General features: G+C 63.6%; 11 protein-coding genes and 1 pseudogene. 6 read left to right on the top strand and 6 right to left on the bottom strand.

Features of this window, described 5'->3' with window-relative positions:
- Positions 1-233: 233 nt before the first annotated feature.
- Positions 234-545 (top strand): 50S ribosomal protein L21, encoded by a 312-nt coding sequence (rplU, locus tag IPV69_RS22295; RefSeq protein ID WP_206291936.1) that lies wholly within the window; start codon positions 234-236, stop codon positions 543-545.
- 241 nt (positions 546-786) lie between these two features.
- On the opposite strand, the gene IPV69_RS22290 is transcribed toward rplU, so the two are convergent.
- The 5 genes from IPV69_RS22290 to IPV69_RS22270 all read right to left on the bottom strand — a co-directional run bounded on the left by IPV69_RS22290 (position 787) and on the right by IPV69_RS22270 (position 4,693).
- A complete protein-coding gene (locus IPV69_RS22290; protein WP_206291935.1) occupies positions 787-1,059 on the bottom strand; it encodes a hypothetical protein in 273 nt (90 codons plus the stop codon).
- A 315-nt stretch (positions 1,060-1,374) separates the two neighbouring features.
- Positions 1,375-1,953 (bottom strand): hypothetical protein, encoded by a 579-nt coding sequence (locus IPV69_RS22285; protein ID WP_206291934.1) that lies wholly within the window; start codon positions 1,951-1,953, stop codon positions 1,375-1,377.
- A 3-nt stretch (positions 1,954-1,956) separates the two neighbouring features.
- A complete protein-coding gene (locus tag IPV69_RS22280; RefSeq protein ID WP_206291933.1) occupies positions 1,957-2,265 on the bottom strand; it encodes a hypothetical protein in 309 nt (102 codons plus the stop codon).
- A 38-nt stretch (positions 2,266-2,303) separates the two neighbouring features.
- Positions 2,304-3,857 carry a sensor domain-containing diguanylate cyclase gene (locus IPV69_RS22275; RefSeq protein ID WP_206291932.1) on the bottom strand — a complete coding sequence of 518 codons (1,554 nt, stop codon included), beginning with the start codon at positions 3,855-3,857 and terminating at the stop codon, positions 2,304-2,306.
- 35 nt (positions 3,858-3,892) lie between these two features.
- Complete coding sequence (locus IPV69_RS22270) at positions 3,893-4,693, bottom strand: hypothetical protein (protein ID WP_206291931.1); 801 nt, start codon at positions 4,691-4,693, stop codon at positions 3,893-3,895.
- A gap of 511 nt (positions 4,694-5,204) precedes the next feature.
- Here IPV69_RS22270 and gap point away from each other — a divergent pair.
- The 3 genes and pseudogenes from gap (at position 5,205) to IPV69_RS22255 (ending at position 10,354) form a co-directional block, all read left to right on the top strand.
- On the top strand, positions 5,205-6,278 hold the full coding sequence (gene gap / locus IPV69_RS22265; RefSeq protein WP_206291930.1) for a type I glyceraldehyde-3-phosphate dehydrogenase: 1,074 nt from the start codon (positions 5,205-5,207) through the stop codon (positions 6,276-6,278).
- Positions 6,279-6,552: 274 nt separating this feature from the next.
- A pseudogene (locus IPV69_RS22260) lies at positions 6,553-7,011 on the top strand (REP-associated tyrosine transposase); the annotation flags it as partial.
- 406 nt (positions 7,012-7,417) lie between these two features.
- Complete coding sequence (locus IPV69_RS22255; protein ID WP_206291928.1) at positions 7,418-10,354, top strand: choice-of-anchor tandem repeat GloVer-containing protein; 2,937 nt, start codon at positions 7,418-7,420, stop codon at positions 10,352-10,354.
- Between the two features lie 248 nt (positions 10,355-10,602).
- Here the strand turns inward: IPV69_RS22255 and IPV69_RS22250 are convergent, their stop codons facing one another.
- Complete coding sequence (locus IPV69_RS22250) at positions 10,603-13,551, bottom strand: choice-of-anchor tandem repeat GloVer-containing protein (RefSeq protein ID WP_206291927.1); 2,949 nt, start codon at positions 13,549-13,551, stop codon at positions 10,603-10,605.
- Between the two features lie 482 nt (positions 13,552-14,033).
- Between IPV69_RS22250 and IPV69_RS22245 the strand changes: the two genes are divergently transcribed.
- A complete protein-coding gene (locus IPV69_RS22245; RefSeq protein WP_206291926.1) occupies positions 14,034-15,119 on the top strand; it encodes a thiamine pyrophosphate-dependent dehydrogenase E1 component subunit alpha in 1,086 nt (361 codons plus the stop codon).
- 145 nt (positions 15,120-15,264) lie between these two features.
- Positions 15,265-16,251, top strand: a complete 987-nt coding sequence (locus tag IPV69_RS22240) for an alpha-ketoacid dehydrogenase subunit beta (RefSeq protein ID WP_206291925.1) — start codon at positions 15,265-15,267, stop codon at positions 16,249-16,251.
- Positions 16,252-16,264: the final 13 nt, after the last annotated feature.

Here is a 16,264-nt window from a genome sequence, read left to right as displayed (position 1 = left end):
GCCGCATCCATAGCTTAGATACGACCCCGCTTTGATCTGTGCACATCTGTGTGCATCTGTGGTTCACTTTCCCTCCGTTCCCCCCTTCGGAAAATCACCCCGTCAGCACCTTGACATCCCTGTCTTTCCCGGCACAATGCGGGACTTCGCCTCGGCGACGGTTTCCACCGTGCCGGGGCGTTTCCATCAGACCATACGTCAGCCAGTAGGCGTCAGCCACGAGCGGAGCAGTCATGTACGCGATCATTGATGAAGGCGGCAAGCAGTTTAAGGTCAGCACCGGCGACACCCTGTTGATCGACCGCAAGGTCGAAGAGGGCACGACCGAGCTGAAGCTCGATCGCGTGCTGCTCGTCGGCAGCGGTGCCGAGACCAAGGTCGGCACCCCCACCGTCGCCGGCGCGACGGTCTCCGTCGAAGTCATCGGCGCCAAGAAGGGCCCGAAAACGATCAGCTTCGACTACAAGCGCCGCAAGGGCTACCGCAACACCAAGGGCCACCGCCAGAACTACACCGAAGTCAAGGTCACGGCGATCAGCGCCTGAACCTGGCTCGGCAACGTTCGCTTCGCGAAGTCATCTTCGCATGCAGACATTCAAAACCGCGGCGGTCCCGGAGGGGTCGCCGCGGTTTTCTCTTGCGCTCATCGGATGACACCCCTTTTAGCGGCGCGGCCGAAGGCCCGCGTTTCGAGCGGCGCCCAAGCGGCGAACGACTGCCCACGAGCGGGCCTTCGGCCGCGCCGCTAAAAGAGAGCGTGAAGCGTCTTCGTTGCCGCCGGAGAATCTATTCGTGGCTTCGCCAAATGATGCTAATCCCCAACGCGATGCCTACAAGGATCGCGATATAGAACAATAGGTCCTTCATGATTCCGCTCAGGCCCAACTGCGAGCCCAGGAGTGCCCCGGCTACGAGTAGGAAGCCGGTCAGCAGTGACCCCACGACGACCGAAACGACAACCTGCCGTAGACGACAGACCCAGTTGTAGGGCAGCCGCGACCACACGGCGTTCAGGATCAAGGTGGCAATGATGGCACATACGCCCAGGACGATGGGCATCAGCTCAGTCGATACGGAGCGCCGGTTTGAGAATCGCATCACTCCGAGACTGATCACTCCGTATAGGCCCGCGGTCATCAGCACCAGAAGGACCAGCCGTAGCAGAAAATCGGCCGGATGGAGTCGCCGTTGAAGCCGAGCCGGTTTCGGGATGGGGCCACGGGCGTAGTCGAGAATGGGTGGATCGGGTTCAGGCATTATGCCGCCGAGCGTCGAGCACCGTAGGGCGGGCACTGCCCGCCGGAGAGAGCAAGCAGGAAGCGAGCGTAGCTGGTTAGCCATGACCGCGGCTCCTACCGCCCGCGTTCAAAACAGTTATGGCATTTCCCGCGTCCGCCAGCTGAACCATCCAGTGGCCGCAAGGGTGAATGCGACAACAATGACGATGATTGCGACCGGCATTGATTGAGCGAAGAAAAAAAGTGGCGTAAGCGCGAGTAGCGAGAGTACACCCCATGCGAAAAGCCATCGTGTAAACCAGTGTCCTAGCGCTAGAAACGCGTACGACTTCAAACGCTGGCGCTGCCAGAGCCAAAGCAGAAACAAGACCGCGGCTGTGCTGATACGAACGGCATCCCGGTGCAACGATGTACGCGTGATGTGTTCAACGATCAGGTTGATTCCAGTGGCCGTTCCAGCCCACGTCGCGATCATGGCGAAAAGGACGATCCAGCCGGCATCCTGCGGTAGCGCTCCCCATACCTGCCCTGCCACGATGGGGTCGATCGGTTTGCCGTACTCGAGAACGGGTGGCTTTGTTTCGGGTTCATTGACAGGCACATCGTCCGAGCGCGGTTCGGCATTGGAATCGCGCTGCGAGTCAGGACTACTGGGCTTAGGCTCTCCCATTCCCGCCATTTCCCTTCCCTCCCATAGCGCGTGTTCACGCAGCAACGGCTAATTCCTTGAGCTCAAATACTCCTGCCGGGCCAGTCGAAAGGCTACAGCAATAGCACCAAAGTATGCCGCCAAGCCCAACACCATCGTAGCCATCGGGAACGTTGGGCTGAAAACGACTACCGCAATCGACACCAGAACGAGGAAGAAACCTCCCAGTACGACAAACACGAATACTGCTCGCAGTAAAGGAAATCGCGGTGCGTGCTCGGACGCCTCCAGCGGCAGCCGGGTTAAATTAAGACGTTCCACGTCCTGCGATTCGTAGTCGAGCGTCCCACGCGGTGGCGACGTTTTTGGCGTGTCCACGTTCCCTCCGGCGGGCGGTGCCCGCCCTACGAGACACCTCAATGCCCGCCATTCCCACCATTGCCGCCGTTGCCGTTGCCGACCAACGACAACCGGTTCTTGCCGTGCTTCTTTGCCCCCTGCATCAGCGCCTTGTCCGCCTCGGCGATCAGCGTCGGCACGTCGTGGCCTTCGTACGGGTAGACCGCCAATCCGGCGCTGATGCCCAGTTTGCCCCGGCCGTGCTGGCCTAGCGCGGTGAACTCGTCGCTCTGGATCAATCGCTTGAACCGCTCGAACACCTGCACCGGGCTGTGCGGCGGACGACTGACGACGCCGGGCCTCGGCTCTCGCGGGGTGCGCGGGCCTTCCTTGTCCCAGAAGACGACCGCAAACTCGTCCCCGCCGATGCGCGCCACCAGGTCGTGCTCGCGCACGCTCTTGCGCATCATCGACGCCGTCTGCTTCAGGATCTCGTCGCCCACCTGATGGCCGAACTGGTCGTTGTAGTTCTTGAAGTCGTCGATATCGAACAGCAGCAGCGTCACCGGGAAGTGCATCTGCCGCGCCTTCTCCAGGATGCGCGTCAGGAAGTGGCGGAAGTACCGGGCGTTGTACACGCCGGTCAGCTCGTCGGTGATCGCCATCTTCTGAAGCGCCGCATGGCGGATCTGCAGCGCGGCAACGCGGCCGATCATGGGCGCCAGGTCCTGCAGGATCTCCCGGGCCACCGTCTCGTCGGCGTTGTGGTTGATCGCGGCGAAGAGCGTGCCGCCGGGGCCGTCGGGCGTCATCACCTGCCGCGACAGCACCTCGCTGAACTCCGCCCGCGCGGCTGGCGGCTCGTTGTTGGCGCGGTAGGTCAGCTCTACCAGCGGCGACAGCCGACGGCTGATGAGCTTCAGCGTCCAGTCGATCGGGTTGTGCGGGTGATGAATCAGGGCATCGAGCAGCACCGACCCCAGCACGGCGTAGTCGATCCGCCCTTCGTGCGAGACGAGTTTCTCGGCAACGGCCTGGTCGTTGGATCGCACCGGGGCGGTCGCGGCGGGCACCGCATCGGGCGCGACCGCTGCCGCCGCGGGTTCCGGCGGAAGGTGCGGGTTGGGCGTCGCGAAGACTTCTTCGATCTCTCGGTCGCTCGCCGGCGTGACCAAGTAGTCGTCGCAGCCGAAGGCCAGCATCTTGCGGCTCAGGCCTTCGAGGGTCGGCTGGCCGAACAGCACCAGCCGGCCGTTACCGGCCAGGTCGCGCAGGGTGCCGACGGCGGCCTCGGGCCGGCGTTCGATCGGCTCGGCCGCGGCCAGTACTGTGGTGAACCGGCCGACCGACGATATCCCACCCGACAACGCCCCACCCGAAGTCTGTCCCGCCGACAGCTCGGCGATACCGTCGAACACCGTCGGCACGCTGGTGACGTCGGCATCCGGCAGAACGGCCGCGATCGCCGTGCGAAGTTGTTCGCCGGCGTCGCCGATCAGGAGGATGTTTTCGCGGACGGACGGCATGTAATGCAACACAACGGACTGATTGCGGGTGCCATGGGCTGGCGTACTCGCCTGCCCGTGGTCATTAGTCGAACAGATGGACCTCTCGCGGTCGGCACGGGCCACGGGCAGCGGCGTACCGCAGCCCATGCCACCCGAACCTACTCGTCCCGGCCGGTCGGTGCCGTGTCGGGTTGATCGTGCAGCAACGCCCGCAGCTCCTCGGCGGTCAGGATCGGCTCGCCAGGCGCGAACGAATACGGGTCGTAGAAGTCATCCGCCGGCGGGCTGGCTCCCGCCGCCGCGGCGTCCTTAAATCCGAGGGGCGAACCTGCGAGCGAAGCACCGTCGCCCCGCGCGGCAGAACCCGCGGCAGAGCCGTTGGGCTCCCGCGGGGTTTCGTGCCCACCGCGATCGGGGGCGATGCGCCGCGGCTCAAACGCCGGGGACTCGCGATCGGCTTCGTGCCGGGCCCGGTCGATCACCGCCGTTTCGACGCGCGACGGCGCGTGCCCGTTCACTTCGTGCGGCCGGGCCGGGGTGACCCGACTGATCGCCGGTTCCACCGCAACGTCAGGCTCGCGCTTCGCCCGGACCGCCAATCGGTGCATGCCTTCTTCGCCCAGCAGCCCGTCGGCACCGAGGCGCATCGCCTCGGCGAGCGCCGATGATCGGCCGTCGAGGTCGGTCAGCCAGACATCTATATGGGGGAATCGATTTCGGATGGCGGCGATGATCTGGAGTTCTTCGCGGTAGACGCCGTGCAGGCTGAGGACGATGGAGGAGAACCCGGCGGGCTCGCGGCTGAGCTCGGCCATCGCCAGGTAGGGGTCGTCCACTTCAACCGCGATCGCCCCGCTCGCTTCGAGGGTCGCCACCGCCTGCCGACGGCGCTCTGGCGTACCGACGACCAACGCCAGGCCGGCAGCGGACGGGGAATCGGTTGTGGACAGTTCTGACATTCGGGGAGATTGCCTCGGAAAACCCGGTTTCAGCGCCCTTGGTCGTGCCGCGGCAGGACCGAGAACATCATAGTCCGGTTGAGGGGTGATGCAATCGCTAAGTTGGAGAGGGTCGCAGCAGGAAGTTGCGAGCACATCGACCATCGAGACGGCTCGTGTGCGATTGAATCCCCAGGTTAGCCGCGACCCGAAGGGGAGCGCGGCACCCCGGGGAGCATCGACATCGGTCGGTTACTAAATTGGTTTGTGTTCGCATCGCTTCCCTGCGGGTCGCGGCTAACCGCTTGACACTTTCCCCCCTCACCCCTAGATTTCGCGCATCGCTCCTGACAAGAGCAGGCCGGCCCGACTGTGTTCGCCGCGTGCGACGAACCGACGGTGTCTCTCCCGCGCTCCCGGCCTCTTACACTGACGCTTACAACCCCCGCCCGGCGGTCGCACGGTAGCCGGACCTTTTGGCTTGTGGCGCAACAAGTTGCGCCGCGATGTCTTCGATAAGGAGTCTTCTCAGATGGCTATCAAAGTTGGTATCAACGGTTTCGGCCGCATCGGCCGGATGGTGTTCCAGGCGATCGCGGACCAGGGTCTGCTCGGCAAGACGATCGACGTCGTCGCCGTCGTCGACGTGTCGACCGACGCCGACTACTTCGCCTACCAGATCAAGTACGATTCGGTCCACGGCCGCTTCAAGCACAAGGTCGAGACCGCCAAGAGCGACGCGAGCAAGGAAGAAGCCGACACGCTGGTCGTCAACGGCTACAAGACCAAGTGCGTCGCCGCGACCAAGGAACCCGGCCAGCTCCCCTGGAAGGACCTGGGCGTCGACTACGTGATCGAGAGCACCGGCCTGTTCACCGACAGCGAAAAGGCCAAGGGGCACATCGCCGCCGGCGCCAAGAAGGTCATCATCTCGGCCCCCGGTAAGGGCGAGGTCAAGACGCTGGTGATGGGCGTCAACCACGAAGAGTACGATTCGGCCAAGCACACGATCGTGTCGAACGCCAGCTGCACCACCAACTGCCTCGCGCCGCTGGTGCACGTGCTGCTGAAGGAAGGTTTCGGCATCGAGACCGGCCTGATGACGACGATCCACGCCTACACCGCCACCCAGAAGACGGTCGACGGCCCGAGCAAGAAGGACTGGCGTGGCGGCCGCGCGGCGGCCATCAACACCATCCCCAGCAGCACCGGCGCGGCCAAGGCCGTCGGCGAAGTGCTCCCGGCGACCAAGGGCAAGCTCACCGGCATGGCGTTCCGCGTCGCGACGGCGGACGTGTCGGTCGTCGACCTGACCTTCCGCACCGAGAAGGACACCAGCATCGAAGCGATCGACGCCGCCCTCAAGAAAGCCAGCGAGACCTACCTCAAGGGCTACCTCGGGTTCACGGACGAAGAGCTGGTCAGCACCGACTTCATCCATGATCCCCGCAGCAGCATCTACGACAGCCTCGCGACGCTGCAGAACAACCTCAAGGGTGAGAAGCGGTTCTTCAAGGTCGTCAGCTGGTACGACAACGAATGGGGCTACTCCATGCGTGTGGTCGACCTGATCCAGTACATGGCCAAGAAGGACGGCATCGGCTGAGCATTTCGTAGGGTGGGCGTACTCGCCCACGCCCCACGCAAACAACGCCAAGAGTCCCGGCATAAATCGCCCACGTCCTGCGCCATTTTGGCGACGGACGTGGGCGATTGCGTTTGCGGGAGTGAGTTTCGCAGGGTGGGCGTACCCGCCCACGGCGAAGGGTCGGAGGCGCCAAAGATGACGGTGGGTCGCGTGTGCGAGAGTCGGCGGAGCGTGGGCGAGTACGCCCACCCAACGAGATGCGACCCGTGGGCGTACCCGTCCACCCCACGGTATGCTTGCGGACATGCCATCTTACCGGCGTCGGCGCAGCGTCGGCGGGACGTTCTTCCTGACGCTTGTGACCGAAAAACGTGCCCCGATCTTTGCCGCCGAACAGTCGCGTACTCTCCTGCGGAACGCGATCGACCGGTGCCGAACGCTGCACCCATTTGCGCTCGACGCAATCGTCCTGCTTCCCGACCATCTTCATCTCCTGATCACGCTCCCGCCCGGCGATGATGACTACCCGAAACGCCTGACAAATCTCAAATCGGGCTTCACCCGCGCGTACCTCGCGGCAGGCGGCGACGAACAGGAGAGGTCGGCATCGCGCGTTCGGCAGCGGACCCGTGGCGTCTGGCTTAAGCGGTACTGGGAGCACGCGATCCGCGACCGTGATGACCTGAGCAACCACTACGACTACATCTGCTACAACCCCGTCAAGCACGGATTGGCCACCTGCCCGCACGCCTGGCCCCACTCGTCGTTTCACAGGCTGATTGGCGAGGGTCGATACCCAGTCGATTGGCATTGCCGGTGCGACGGGGAAAGTCGTCCGCCATTGCTGCCGGAGACGCCCGCATTCGAGGCGATCGCCCACGCATCTGGCGAGTGACGTAGGGTGGGCGTACCCGCCCACGGCGAAGGGTCGCAGACGCTAATGATGCCAGAGGGTCCCATGGGCGAAGGTCGGCGGAGCGTGGGCGAGTACGCCCACCCTACGATTGTCGTAACGGCCACACCCTGCTTATTGCATTTTCTTGGCAAGTCCTCATCATTCCACCGTACCCATCTGCTTCCCTGGCAGGCGATCCGACATCTGCCGGCGTTCGGTTAAGCCGTTTCCCTTCACCTTGCCCTTCACGAAAGAGATTGCCATGCGTCGAAAGTTCTTCTCGCGGGTTCGTTCGGTTGTCGCCGCACAGGTTCGCTCGTTAATGGAACCGCTGGAAGATCGTCGGCTGATGTCGGTCGTGACGACGCCGCTCACCCCGCTGTCGTCGCCGGCGGAGATCTTCGCCGACACCAACGGCACCACCCTCTACTGGGCCGACGGTGCCCAGGAAGTGCGGCAGTTCGCGGTCGCCGACATCCCGGCGATCGAGGCCGCCGACGCCGCAAGCGCGACGGGGCTGATCAAGGATTCGACAGGCACGATCTTTGGCATCGGCTTCGCCGGCAATGGATCGATCTTCAAGATCGCACCGGGTACGACCACCATCGTCCCGTTGATCACCTTCAACGGCACCAACGGAAGCGAGCCGGAAGATATCATCCTCGGCCCGGACGGGACGATTTACGGAACGACGGCGAATGGCGGCGCCAACGACGCGGGAACCCTTTACAAGTTTGATCCCAGCGACCCGACGACGTTCGTAACGCTCGCCGAGTTCAACGGCACCAACGGCCAGTCGCCCAACAGCGGACTGTTCCTCGACGACAGCGGCAATCTCTTCGGCACCACAGACCGGGGAGGTTCCGGTACTGGAGACGACGGGACGATTTTCAAGTTCGACGCCAGTACGGCCTCCCTCACCACCGTCGTCAGCTTCGAAGAGGCCGTCACCGGCCGCCGGCCCACGTCATTGACGGCCGGCCCCGACGGGCTCCTCTACGGAGCGACCTTCGCCGGAGCGCCGGCCGGCTTCGGCACCCTCTTCTCGTTCAATCCGTCGAACAACGCGTTCGAGCAGGTGACCGAGATGAACGACGACACCCAGGGTCCTGAAACCGCTCTAACGGTCGATGCCGCTGGCAACATCTTTGGCGTCACGAAAGAGGGTGGCACTTCGGGCAACAACGACAACGGGGCGGCGTTCAAGTTCGATCGCACCAGCGGCCAACTCAGCACATTGCGGTTGTTCAACATCAATACGCCCGTCGGCCGCTACCCCAACTCCAAGCTCTTCATCGATGCCAATGGCGACCTGATTGGCCGCGGCGACACGTCGATCTTCAAGATTGCCGGCTCTGGGTTCATCCAGAGTGCGGACCTACCCGTGCTCGGCGACAGTTCGATCAGCGCGATCGCGACGTTCGACGGGGCCAACGGTAACGGCGCCAATGGCGGCCTGGTTCGCGACGCCGCCGGCAACCGTTATGGCACCACCTCCGGCGGCGGGACGTCGCAGCAAGGCAACCTCTTCAAGATCGACGCCACCACCGGCGCGATCACGTCGCTCTTCTCCTTCAGTGGCACCGACGGCAACTCTCCCAGCGAAAACCTGGTCATTGACTCTGCGGGCAACATCTACGGCGTCACGATCCTGGGCGGCGCGAACGACCTGGGCACGGTCTTCAGGTTCAACCCGGCTACGTCCACGATGACCACGCTCGCGTCGTTCAACGGCACCAACGGAAGTGTGCCGTTCGCCGGGCTGACCATTGATTCGGCCGGCAACCTATTCGGTACAACCCTCGAAGGCGGCGCCAACGCCAAGGGCACGGTCTTCAAGATCGCCGCCGGGACTTCGACGATTGTCACCCTCGGCTCGTTCGACGGTACCAACGGCAGCACGCCCTACGGCGGCGTCATCCTGGATAGCGCCGGCAATCTGTTCGGCGCGGCTCGCGTCGGCGGAGCCAGCGACGACGGTGCGATCTACAAGGTCGCTGCAGGCACGACGACGATTACGCTGTTGAAATCCTTCGACGGGGCCAACGGCAACTCGACGACCGGTAGCGAGCCCCGCGCCAAGCTCCTGTTGCTGGCCAACGGAGACCTCGTCGGCACGACTTCGCGTGGCGGACCGACCGACGACGGGACGGTCTTCCGCTACACGCCGATCTCCGACACGCTGACCACCGTTCTTTCCTTCGACGGCAGCAACGGAGACGGCCCCTCGTCCGGACTGATCGCAGATGCCGCCGGCAACCTGTACGGCGTGACATCCAGCGGCGGCGCGAATGACAACGGCGTCGTCTACCGCATCACCAACGGCGCGACGGCTGTCGTCGCATCGATCGCCGGCGCGCAAGGTCGGAGCCCCCGCGGCGACCTCACGGTCGATGCGGATGGAAGCCTCATCGGTGCCGCCAACGCCGGCGGTAATGCTGACAACGGGACGGTCTTCAAGCTGTCGAACGCCGGGTTCATCTTCGGTACGTCCGATGCAACACTCCCCGCGACCGCGATCGCCGGGCAGAAGATCAAGGGCAAGATCACGGTGCTGTTCCCCAATCCGTCCGCGACGACGGCATTCAACAATACGGTCACGATCAACCTGCGGACGTCGCAGGATGTGGGCTTGAACCAGGACGACGCGCTGCTTCTGACAGCGACGAAGAAGCTCAAGATCAAGGCCGGCGGGACGGCGACGATCAAGCTGCCGATCAAGAGTCTCCCGGGAACGCTGGAGACCGGCACGTACTTCCTGCTGGCAGAGGTGACGCCGACCGGCGGCGCGACGCGGACGACAGTGTCCGATGATTTCGTCTCCGTCACCGCAGCCACCCGTAACCTGACCGGCACCGCGACGGGCCCGGCGAAACTGGTTCCCGCCAAGTCCGCGAAGGTGGTGCTGGCGATCACCAACACCGGCAACGCACCAATCTCGGAAGTGGTGGAGTTTGCCGTGAATGCCGTGCCCGTTGGCGGCGGGCCTGGGACGGCCGTTGCGATCTCGTTGCAAACCAAGACGTTCAAAATCAACGCCGGGCAGACCAAGAAGATCACCGCATCGTTCGGCGTGCCGCCGAACCTCGCCGCGGGCACCTACAACATCCAGGTGGCGCTCGATCCGAACAACGGTCTGGTGGAATCCAACGAGCAGGACAATGTCCTGCTCAGCACGGCCGTCTCGACGGTCTCGTAGGATGGGCAGCGGCCCGCCAGGACCCTGTAGTCGGGCCGCAGTGTCAATGAAGTACGAAAAGCCGCCGGCGAAGGATTCGCCGGCGGCTTTCTTCTTTGGTACTGGAAAGTCGTTCGTACGCGAGCGTGCTTGGGTGGCATGGGCAAGCGTACTCGCTTGCCCGTGGTGAGCGTCGATGGGTGTCCGTCACGGGCAAGCGAGTACACTTGCCCATGCCAGCCGCCACCCTGCCACCATAGCGCATTCCCTCAACTCACCGTCGTCACCACTGGGCTGTCGAGCAGGTTGTCGGTTTCGCTGGTCTCGGCGATGGCGCCAGCGGTGTCGAGGTCGGCGACGATGCTGTACTGCCCCGCCGCCAGATTGGCCGGGACGAGATACGACAGCGTGAACTTCTTCGTCTGGCCGGCCTTGAGGGCAATCTTCTTGGTAACCGTGTCGATCGCTTCGCGGGCCAGGAGGTTGCCGTTGGGCGCGCCGGTAATCGTGATCGCGACCGCGGACGAGATCGCCACGTTGCCGCCGTTGGTCAGTGTCAGCGTGATCTTGCCCTTCTTGCCGGCCTTGAGCGTTGCCGGGGCGAGCGCCGTGCCGGCGAGGTTTTGCGTTGCCGCCGTGATGGTGGTGAAGGCGTCGGTGACGGTGGTGCGGGCTGTGCCGCCGGTGGGCGTCACCCGGGCGATCAGGAAGTAGGCACCGCTGTCGAGGCTGGCCGGGAAGCTCTTGGTCGCGAGTTTGATCGCCGCCGTTGCGCCGGGCTTGATCTTGAGCTTCTTGGTGACGGTCAGGACCTCGGCATCGGACGGGTCGAAAGCGGTGTCGCTCGAGGCCAGCAGCTTGATCGTGACGGTGTCGCTGAACGTGGCCGTCGCAGAGGGGTTGGGGAAATCGACGGTGATCTTGCCCTTGGCGGCCTGGCCGGCGATCGCGGTGGTCGGCAGTGTTGCGGTGGATTTGCCGAAAACAAAGCCGGTATCGGTCACCTTGAAGACGCGCCCGGAGCCCAGGTTGTTGCCCCGGCGTGTGGTGCCGAAGAGGTTGCCGCCGGCGTCCACCAGGAGGCTTCCTTCCGGGCTCTCGCCGTTGATCTGGTTGAAGGCGACCAGGTTTACTGCCTGGTTGGAACCGGCAGCGACACGGAAGATGGTGCCCCGTCCGTTCGGGCCATCCGTCACGGTCGTTCCGTACAGGTTGCCGGCCGCGTCCAGCAGAACCCCGCCCAGCGGTACCCGCCCGTTGGTGCTGTCGAACGAGGCGAGCGTTGTGAGCGTGTCGTTGGCGATGCTGTAGCGGAAGACCGTTCCATTGTCGGTCGGGCCACCGTTTGACGTCGTGCCATACAGGTTGCCGGCATCGAGCAGCAGCTCGCCGTCGGGCAGCGAGCCGTTCTGCCCGTCGAACTCGAGCAACACGCTAAGCGCATTGGTGCCGGCCTCCACCTTGTAGAGAGTGCCCTCGTTGGAGAGGCCGCCGGCGTTACTGGTGCCGTAGAGGTTGCCGGCGGCGTCGACGATGACACCGCCTTGCAGACCTTCGGGACCGTTGGTGATTTGGTCGCCGTCCGCAAGGACGGAGAAGGCGTGCGTCCCGGCGTCGAGTTTGAAGATCACGCCCTTGCTGTTGGCACCACCGGCCGCTGCGGTGCCGTACAGATTGCCGGCGGCGTCCAGGGTCAACGCGGCAAAGGGCTCGCGACCGTTGACGGTGTTGAAGTTGACGAGCGTCGTGATCGTTGAAGTGCCTGCGGCGATCATGAAGACGGTGCCGGCATCGTTCGTGCCGCCGTTTCGAGTGGTACCGTACAGATTTCCCGCCGCGTCCAGAATCACGCCGCCGGCCGGGCCACGGCCGTTAGCACCGTCGAAGCTGGCGATGATGCTGCTGGTGTTGGTGGCGGCATCGATCTTGTAAACCGTACCCAGATTGTTGGCACCGCCAAATATGGTCGTGCCGTAGAAGTTGCCCGCCGCGTCGCGGCTCAGGTTGGCCCCCTGGGTGACGAAGTCGGGAGCGCTAAAGGTGCCCAGGTTGACGACGTTGCTGTCGCCGAGGACTGCAAGATCGGCAGCCGTGATGAAGCCGGTGCCAGTGACCTTGAACCCGCTGTCTTCAGTGACACCGATCAGGTTGCCTTCCTCATCCACATGGAAGGCGGCGATGGGATCCTGCCCGATCGGTGTATTGGGAAAGAAGAGGTTGACCTGTTGGATTTCGCCGACGGCCTGCATGTAGGTGAACATCGAGCCATTGGAGTTGTTTTCGCTGGTCCCACCCTCCTCGGCAACGCCGAACACGTTGCCGACGGCATCAATGGTCAGCGCTTTGATGTTCGCGTCGGCGGTATCCGGCGTGAACGACGCCAATGTAAAGGGAACTATGGGGAGTTCGTCATTGGGGTTGAAGGTGAAGATCGTGCCGAGATTACCCACCCCGCCGGTCCGGGTGGTGCCATAAAGGCGTCCGTCGGGGCCGGGGACAAGGTCACCGCGGGGAAAGCCGCCGACGTCCACATCGTCGAAGGTCACGAGGGTGGAAAAGGCGTCGGTTCCCTTGGTGATTTTGAAGATGGTGCCGGCGTTGAACTGACCGCCGTCTCGGGTCGTGCCGAACAGGTTGCCCTCGGTATCGACGTAGAGCCCGCTTTGCGGGGTCTCGCCGTTGGTGCCGTCGAAGTGAACGAGCGTGGTGAAAGTGTTCGTCGCCGGATCGAACTTGTAGACGGTGCCTTTATCGTTCGTGCCACCGCTCCGTGTGGTTCCATAAATCGCGCCGTTGGGCGCGATGGCGATGTCTTCTGGGAACGTTCCGTTGGTGCCATCGAACGTCACCAGCGGCGTGACGGCAGTGCTGCCGGCCGAAATGACGAACAGCCTTTCCTGCGCGGTAGGGGTGGCCTCATTGTCGATCCCGTACAGGTTGCCGGCGGCATCCTGCAGAAGGAAATCGGCGCTGGCGGCGTCGGCAGCTTCCAGTGCGGGGATATCGCTGGTGTTAAACCGCAGGACGCGACCGTCGTGGGCGTAGACGCGGGTGCCGGTGGAGTCGGTGAACAGGTCCGCGGTCGATTGCAGCGCGCTGAGCGGCTCGAAAATCAACGTCATCAGCCGGCGGCCTTCGAGCGCCTCGATCGCGGCGGTCTTCAGGTGGTTGGAACGGTGGGTCTGGGAAGAACGCTTGACAGATCTGGCCGACGACATGATTGGAACGTCTTTCTGTGAGAGAGGGTTTGGGGATGATCGGGCAGGAATCTGGAATTGGCAACACCGATCTGACGAAGTGGGAGCCGTCGGCCGTTCAACCCCGATAATGCTCCGCCTAAGATAAGTATTGCTGGCGGGGCCACCTGGGGCTGGCGGCCTCCGGCGGCTCGGCTGAAGGTAAAGGCCGTCAGCCGGCGATGGTTCGGAAGCTTCTGTCGCCGCGTCAGTTGCGGGCAGGTCGGATATCCGGCAAAACTCCTCACGATCCTCGCTGCAATCCCCGTTGAACGGCGATGGAAAATGCCTAAACTGGTCAGGCTGCCATTGGCGACCGATCTTTAGGGACGGTGGCTGGTGTCCGCTCGCCGAACCGACCGCTCCGCGAATCGCCGTGATTGTTGTCCGCGCTGGTTTGAATGGAATCCCGATCGCCGCACTTCCGCGGCTTCGTTTCCCAGTCGCCCCTTGGAGTTATTCGAATGGCTGTAGCCAACGAACTTGAACGGAAAGTAAAGCTCTCCGCCCCGATTCCCAACGGCAATGGTCAGCCGCAAGGCGGCGGCGAAGTGGAGCGCCAGCGTCTGCGGACGATGCTCCTGATCCGTCGGTTCGAAGAAAAGACCTACGTCCAATACACCGAGCCGCGCACCCTGCCGGACGGCAGCAAAGAAATGAAGATTGGCGGATTCTGCCACCTCTACAGCGGGCAGGAAGCCGTCGCCGTCGGCATCGCCGCGATCTTCAAGAAAGGCATCGACGCGCTGGTCAACGGCTACCGTTGCCATGGTCACTCGCTGGCGCTGGGGATGAGCCCCCGGGCCGCGATGGCCGAGCTCTTCGGCCGGGCGACCGGCTGCTCGAAGGGCAAAGGCGGCTCGATGCACTTCTTCGATAAGGAAGTGGGCAACCACGGCGGGCACGGCATCGTAGGCGGCCATATTCCCCTCGGACTCGGCTTTGCCTTCGCTCAGAAATACAAGAAAAACGGTGGCGTAACGTACTGCCTGTTCGGCGACGGCGCGATCAACCAGGGCACGTTCAACGAGGCGCTCAACATGGCGTCGCTGTTGAAGGTGCCCGCGGTGTTTATGGTGGAAAACAACGGCGTCGCCATGGGCACGCAGGTCGAACGGCACAGCGCCGAGCGCGATCTGGCCAAGCGGGCGCTCGGCTACAACATGCCGACGGAAAACGTCGACGGTAACGATGTCGACGCCGTCATCGCCGCCATGACCAAGGCCGCCGAGCGTGGCATGCGTGGCGAAGGGCCGACGTTCTACTCGGTCAACACGTACCGCTTCCGCGGGCACTCGATGTCGGACGCGATGAAGTACCGCCCGAAGGAAGAAGCCGAGAAGGCAAAGCTCCGCGACCCGATCCTGCTCTACTCCGAAAAGCTCAAGAGCCGCGGGCTCGTCACGCAGGAGCAGATCGAGGCGATGGAAGCCGAAGTGCAGAGCGAAGTGAACCAGGCCGTCGAACAGGCCGAGGCCGACCCGAACCCGGGGCTGGACGAGCGGTTCGACGACATCCTCGCCGAGACCTATCCGTACCAGCCGAAGTGAAGGCACACCGACGCCTGGCCCGCACCCGCTTGTCATCCCGGGGTACTCCGAAGGACCTGGTACCTCAGGACGACAGGTGAGGGATTGCTGCTTCCATCGATCGCGACGATTGACGACGAACCACTGACCACGAACTGACAAACCTATGGCCGTCCTTCAACTCCGAGAAGCCCTCCGTGCCGCGATGACCGAAGAGATGGATCGCGACCCCAACGTGTTCCTGCTCGGCGAGGAAGTCGCCGAATACAACGGCGCCTACAAGGTGTCGCAGGGAATGCTCGACAAGTACGGCCCCGGCCGCGTCATCGACACGCCGATCTCCGAAGCCGCCTTCAGCGGGCTGGCCGTCGGCGCCGCCACCATGGGCCTGCGGCCGATCGTCGAGTTCATGAGCTGGTCGTTCACCTGGGTCTGCATCGACCAGATCGTGAACAACGCCGCCAACGTGCGCTACATGTCCGGCGGACAGTACAAGGTGCCGGTCGTCTTCCGCGGCGGTAACGGCATCGCCCACCAGCTTGGCGCGACGCACTCGCACCGCATGGAATCGGTCTACGCCCGCATCCCCGGCCTGATCACCGTCTGCCCCAGCACACCGGCCGAAGCCAAGGGCCTGCTGAAAAGCGCCATCCGCTGCGACGACCCGGTCATCTTCCTCGAATCCGAGAAGATGCTGAACGAAAAGGGCGAAGTCCCCGACGACACCAACTTCACCATCCCACTGGGCGTGGCGAACGTCGAACGCCAGGGCAAAGACGTTACCATCCTGAGCTACGGCCGGCCGCTGCAGCGCGTCGTCCGCCCCGCCGTCGAGGCGCTGGTGAACGACCACCAGATCGACGTCGAACTGATCGACCTTCGCACCCTGCGTCCGCTGGATTTGCACACGATCGTGGAGTCGGTGAAGAAGACCGGCCGCTGCGTGATCGTGGACGAAGACTGGGGCTACGCCGGCATGGGCAGCGGCATCCTGTACAAGATTCAGAAGCCCTGCTTCGACTACCTCGACGCCCCGATCGAATACGTCCATTCCGACGAGATCCCGGTCCCGTTCAATCATTACCTGGAAGAGGCGATGATGCCGAGCGTGGACCGTATCGTGTCGGCCGTGAAGGACGTCTGCTACCGATAAAGAGCAGGCAAAA

The organism is Humisphaera borealis, assembly GCF_015169395.1.
Lineage (GTDB): Bacteria > Planctomycetota > Phycisphaerae > Tepidisphaerales > Tepidisphaeraceae > Humisphaera > Humisphaera borealis.
This window is presented reverse-complemented; position numbering and strand designations above follow the sequence as displayed.